The following is a 4209-nucleotide window of genomic DNA, read 5'->3' on the forward strand; positions in this document are numbered from 1 at the left end:
CCGCGCGGTCGCCTCGGCCGCGCGGGCCGCCGAGGAACTCGGCTGGCGGGCCCGCCGCGGGGTGCGGGAGATGGTGGAGTCGGCCTGGCAGGGCTGGCGGCTGCACCACCCGCAGTGAGGCGCGGGCGTTCTGACCTGCGTATCGTTTCCGCAGGTCAGAGCACATGACAACGGTGTTCAGTACCGCGTTGCCGGATACCCCCCACCCGTAGTTCACTGTGAGCTCGGACGAAACACGGGAGGGCGGTTTCCATGGGGGCCGGTCACGATCACGGGCACGCGCACTCGCACGCGCCGCCCACCGGTACGGCGGCAGCGGCGTACCGCGGCAGACTGCGTGTCGCGCTGGCGATCACGCTGACCGTCATGGTGGTGGAGATCATCGGCGGTGTGCTCGCCGATTCTCTCGCGCTCATCGCGGACTCGGCGCACATGGCCACGGACGCGCTGGGTCTGGGCATGTCCCTGCTGGCCATCCACTTCGCCAACCGGCCACCGAGCACGAACCGCACCTTCGGCTACGCGCGCGCCGAGATCCTGGCCGCGCTCGCCAACTGCCTGCTGCTGCTCGGGGTCGGCGGTTACGTCCTGTTCGAGGCAGTCCAGCGGTTCTTCACGCCCGCCGACACCGCGGGCGGGCTGATGATCGTGTTCGGCGCGTTCGGCCTGGTGGCGAACATCATCTCGCTCACGCTGCTCATGCGCGGCCAGAAGGAGAGCCTGAACGTGCGCGGCGCGTTCCTGGAAGTGGCCGCGGACGCGTTGGGCTCGCTCGCGGTGATCCTCTCGGCGGCCGTGATCCTGACCACCGGCTGGCAGGCCGCCGACCCGATCGCCTCGCTCCTGATCGGCCTGATGATCGTCCCGCGTACGCTGCGGCTGCTGCGCGAGACGCTCGACGTGCTGCTGGAGGCGGCCCCCAAGGACGTCGACATGGCGGAGGTGCGGGCCCACATCCTGGCGCTGGACGGCGTGGAGGACGTGCACGACCTGCACGCCTGGACGATCACGTCCGGCATGCCGGTGCTGTCGGCACACGTGGTCGTGAGCTCGGACGTGCTGAGCGCCATCGGCCACGAGAAGATGCTGCACGAGCTGCAGGGCTGCCTGGGCCATCACTTCGACGTGGAGCACTGCACCTTCCAGCTGGAGCCGGGCGGGCACGCGGAGCACGAGGCCCGGCTCTGTCTCTGACGGCGCCGGGCGGCCCACCGTCCTGGCCGGAACGCGGCGGTCCGGGCACCCCCTGCGTCCTTGTGTTCGAGCCCTCCGGACGGTTCCCGGTCACACCGGCCGGGCACGATCTTCTACCGGGTCCCCCTCCCGGCGTGGCCCGTGCCGGGAAGTGCCGGTAGTGCCGGATTCGTACGGCAGACTTGGGGTGCCAAGACCGAGGCGAAGGATGGGTATGCCGATCACACCTGCCACCGCGACGCACAGCTCGTCGAACGGCACCACGGACGAGATTTTGCTGGAACTGGTCGACGAGAAAGGTGTGACGATCGGCACGGCGGAGAAGCTCGCCGCCCATCAGCCGCCGGGACAGCTGCACCGCGCGTTCTCGGTGTTCCTCTTCGACGAGCGCGGCAGGCTGCTGCTGCAGCAGCGGGCCCTGGGCAAGTACCACTCCCCCGGTGTGTGGTCCAACACGTGTTGCGGCCACCCCTACCCGGGCGAGGCCCCCTTCGCGGCGGCGGCCCGGCGGACGTACGAGGAGCTCGGCGTCTCCCCGTCGCTGCTCGCCGAGGCGGGCACGGTCCGCTACAACCACCCGGACCCGGCCTCCGGTCTGGTCGAGCAGGAGTACAACCACCTGTTCGTCGGCCTGGTGCAGGCCCGGCCGGCGCCGGACTCGGCGGAGGTCGGCGCGACCGCTTACGTGACCCCGGCCGAACTCGCCGAGCGGCACGCCCGGGACACCTTCTCGTCGTGGTTCATGACCGTCCTGGACGCGGCCCGGCCCGCGGTCAGGGAGCTGACGGGCCCGTCCACGGGCTGGTGAGCCGCCTCAGGGCAGCCGCGCGGGTTTGAGCGGCAGGGCGGCCCAGATCACCTTGCCGCCGCTCGTCGTGTGCTCCACGTCCACGACGCCGCCGGCCTCCCGGGCCACCTCCCGGACCAGAAGCAGCCCGCGGCCACCGGTCTGGCCGTGGTCGGCCTCCAGGGCGGTCGGGCGGTAGGGATGGTTGTCCTCCACCGACACGCGCACCCACTCGGCCCCGACCGCGACCTCCACGGCCAGCATCGGCGACAGCAGCGCCGCGTGCCTGACCGCGTTGGTGACCAGTTCGGAGACGATCAGCAACAGCCCGTGGACCAGATCGTCCGAGACCGGGACGCCCTGGCGCAGCAGCAGGTCCCGCACCGCGTGGCGCGCCTGCGGGACCGAGGCGTCGACAGCGGCGGCGGTGAACCGCCACACCCCTTCGTACGGCAGCGGGTCCGGCGTCCGCGGGGCGCCTCCCTGTGGGCGCGGGTCGTACCCGCGCCCGTGGTTCTCCATCGTCCGGTCGCCACCCTTGCGCTCGATTGTCACCACACGTCGAGTGTTGATAACGACCCGCTCCCCTCCGCATATCTGACCAGAAGTCAGCTGGTATCGAGCGGTTCTGACCGTTGGCGTATGACAAGGTCAGTTGTGGGACTGCTCCTGTCCTGGTCGCGCCGCCTTCGCGAACTATTCGGGTTGTACGGGTATGACAGCTTCCCCGGCGATCATGTCCGTCGCGGGGCGGATAGCATCCGGACATGGAGCCCCAGCTGCTGCACACGGTCACCGACACGGTCGCCACCGTCGTCGTCCACCACCCGGCCAAGCGCAACGCCATGACCGCCGAGATGTGGCGGTCGCTGCCGCCGCTGCTCGACTCGCTGGCCGCCGATCCCGCCGTACGGGCGCTGGTGCTCACGGGTGAGGGCGGGACGTTCTGCGCCGGGGCCGACATCTCGACGCTGCGCGGCTCTCCGGAGGAGGCACAGCGGCTCGCCGTGGCGGCGGAGGAGGCTCTCGCGGCCTTCCCCCGGCCGACGGTGGCGGCGATCCGCGGTCACTGCGTGGGCGGCGGTTCGCAGCTCGCGGCGGCCTGCGACCTCCGGTTCGCCGAGGAGGGGGCGCTGTTCGGGGTCACTCCGGCGAAGCTCGGCATCGTCTATCCGGCGTCCTCCACCCGCCGGCTGGTCTCGCTGGTGGGTCCGTCCGCCGCCAAGTACCTGCTGTTCTCGGGCGAGTTGATCGACGCGGGGCGGGCGCTGCGGACGGGTCTGGTCGACGAGGTGCTGCCGGAGGGCGAACTCGGCAAGCGGGTCGCGGAGTTCACCAGGATCCTGGTCTCCCGCTCGCAGCTGACGCAGGCCGCGGCGAAGGAGTTCGCGAACGGGCGCGCCGATCGGGACGCGTACTGGACGGAGCAGGCACGCGGCAGCGGCGACACCGCCGAGGGCGTCGCCGCGTTCCTGGAGCGCAGGCAGCCGCGGTTCACCTGGACTACTTCAGGATGAAGCGGCTCCGCTCGCGCAGCAGGCGGACGATGTGCTCGGGCGCCTTGGCCGGGGAACCGGCCTCGTAGGGCGGCTGCGGGTCGTACTCGGTGGCCAGCTGCACGGACTGGGCGTGCTCGTCGCCCGCGACACGGCCGAGCAGGGCGAGCCCCATGTCGATGCCGGAGGAGACACCGGCCGCGGTGACGTACTTGCCGTCGAAGACGACCCGTTGACCGGTCGGCTCCGCGCCGAACCGCCGGAGCTGTTCGAGGGCCAGCCAGTGCGAGGTCGCGCGGCGGCCCTCCAGGAGTCCGGCGGCGGCGAGCAGCAGGGAGCCGGTGCAGACGGAGGTCGTCCAGGTGCTGGTGGCGTCGGCGGCGCGCAGCCAGTCGAGCAGGGGCGCGTGCTCCATCAGGGCGCTCTGGCCGGGGCCGCCGGACACCACCACGATGTCGGGGCCCGGCACCTCGGCCAGGGACTTGTCGGCGGTGACCGCGAGGGATCCGGTGTCCGTGCGGACGGGTCCGGCCTCCTCGGCGACGAAGACCGTCTCGGCGTCCGGGAGACGGGACAGCATCTCGTACGGGCCGACGACGTCGAGGGCGGTGAAACGGTCGTAGACGACGATGGCGATCTGCATGTCTTCCCCTTCGGTGGACCGCGCGGGACGGGTGGACCGGGTGGACCGGGCTGGGCGGGAGGTCAGCCGACGGAGGCGGGAGGTCAGCC

5 protein-coding genes and 1 pseudogene are annotated in these 4209 nt (G+C 71.6%); 4 read left to right on the plus strand and 2 right to left on the minus strand.

Translation table 11 applies throughout. From position 1 onward, the window contains the following. The 3 genes and pseudogenes from ACFW2E_RS42530 to idi all read left to right on the plus strand — a co-directional run. Positions 1–118: pseudogene (locus ACFW2E_RS42530) on the plus strand (UDP-glucose 4-epimerase GalE); the annotation flags it as partial. A gap of 134 nt (positions 119–252) precedes the next feature. Next, on the plus strand, positions 253–1194 hold the full coding sequence (locus ACFW2E_RS42535; protein ID WP_384476230.1) for a cation diffusion facilitator family transporter: 942 nt from the start codon (positions 253–255) through the stop codon (positions 1192–1194). A 214-nt stretch (positions 1195–1408) separates the two neighbouring features. Then, positions 1409–2002, plus strand: coding sequence for an isopentenyl-diphosphate Delta-isomerase (idi, locus tag ACFW2E_RS42540; protein ID WP_384476233.1), 594 nt, complete (start codon positions 1409–1411; stop codon positions 2000–2002). A gap of 6 nt (positions 2003–2008) precedes the next feature. On the opposite strand, the gene ACFW2E_RS42545 is transcribed toward idi, so the two are convergent. Continuing rightward, entirely contained in the window at positions 2009–2503 is a 495-nt protein-coding gene (locus ACFW2E_RS42545) for an ATP-binding protein (protein WP_384476241.1), read from the minus strand. Positions 2504–2748: 245 nt separating this feature from the next. Here ACFW2E_RS42545 and ACFW2E_RS42550 point away from each other — a divergent pair, with 245 nt between their 5' ends. After that, a complete protein-coding gene (locus tag ACFW2E_RS42550) occupies positions 2749–3498 on the plus strand; it encodes an enoyl-CoA hydratase/isomerase family protein (protein ID WP_384476235.1) in 750 nt (249 codons plus the stop codon). Here ACFW2E_RS42550 and ACFW2E_RS42555 read toward each other — a convergent pair. Next, entirely contained in the window at positions 3485–4120 is a 636-nt protein-coding gene (locus ACFW2E_RS42555; RefSeq protein ID WP_384476238.1) for a DJ-1/PfpI family protein, read from the minus strand. The genes ACFW2E_RS42550 and ACFW2E_RS42555 overlap by 14 nt on opposite strands. Between the last annotated feature and the right edge of the window lie 89 nt (positions 4121–4209).

This window comes from Streptomyces sp. NPDC058964 (assembly GCF_042741275.1).
Taxonomy (GTDB): Bacteria; Actinomycetota; Actinomycetes; order Streptomycetales; family Streptomycetaceae; genus Streptomyces.

Coding starts and splice junctions, on each gene's coding strand:
- idi (WP_384476233.1), top strand. CDS start 1,409: ATGCCGATCACACCTGCCACCGCGACGCACAGCTCGTCGAACGGCACC.
- ACFW2E_RS42545 (WP_384476241.1), bottom strand. CDS start 2,503: ATGGAGAACCACGGGCGCGGGTACGACCCGCGCCCACAGGGAGGCGCC.
- ACFW2E_RS42550 (WP_384476235.1), top strand. CDS start 2,749: ATGGAGCCCCAGCTGCTGCACACGGTCACCGACACGGTCGCCACCGTC.
- ACFW2E_RS42535 (WP_384476230.1), top strand. CDS start 253: ATGGGGGCCGGTCACGATCACGGGCACGCGCACTCGCACGCGCCGCCC.
- ACFW2E_RS42555 (WP_384476238.1), bottom strand. CDS start 4,120: ATGCAGATCGCCATCGTCGTCTACGACCGTTTCACCGCCCTCGACGTC.